A 608-nucleotide genomic window follows, 5' to 3' on the forward strand; every position below is an offset into this window, starting at 1 on the left:
TGTAGCAAATCGTGTTGATGCGATTGTTATGGTGATTGTCTTGCACCTAACTGAAATGAGCAATATAACAATTACTTTAAACTTGCTTGGATGATTAGCAATTCAATGTCTTCGGCAGAATTATTTAATAAGCCATGAGTACCAAAACGTTTATTCACAATCATATCGCCAGCAATAACTCGTTTAGTTTCACCCTCAATAATCATTGAGCCTTCACCTTTGAGGATTATATACATTTCTTCATCATCTTCGTGAGAATGCTCCCCCATTGAACTACCTGGCGGCATAATGACACGAATAGCAAAGTCCCAAGCACCATCAAAATCTTTACGTCTAAAGGCACGGTAAATATCAATAGAGCCAACACCATCATGGCTATTGTTATCAACTTCTTTATCACAGTTGTAGAAATTACGAATCATTGCTATCCCTTTCTATTCTTGTCCAATTAATAATATTTCTTACCGCTAAGAGGTTAAATTAAAAACAGTTTACGCTCTACCAAAACCACACAGAAAATGTCACAAAAATTACCATAACGCCGCCATAACACGTGCTGACGACTCACTTTCCAAACCAATTATACTCTAAACCAAAAACGCCGAATG

The 608-nt window shown here is 36.8% G+C and carries 1 protein-coding gene; it reads right to left on the minus strand.

What is annotated here, in order from left to right; all coding sequences use genetic code 11:
- Positions 1 to 71: 71 nt before the first annotated feature.
- Positions 72 to 422 carry a cupin domain-containing protein gene (locus A6E06_RS12870; protein WP_054776241.1) on the minus strand — a complete coding sequence of 117 codons (351 nt, stop codon included), beginning with the start codon at positions 420 to 422 and terminating at the stop codon, positions 72 to 74.
- Positions 423 to 608 lie beyond the last annotated feature (186 nt).

The organism is Aliivibrio sp. 1S175, assembly GCF_001690985.1.
Lineage (GTDB): Bacteria > Pseudomonadota > Gammaproteobacteria > Enterobacterales > Vibrionaceae > Aliivibrio.

Excerpts from the sequence above, each read along its gene's own strand:
- A6E06_RS12870 (WP_054776241.1), bottom strand. The coding sequence starts at position 422 with ATGATTCGTAATTTCTACAACTGTGATAAAGAAGTTGATAACAATAGC.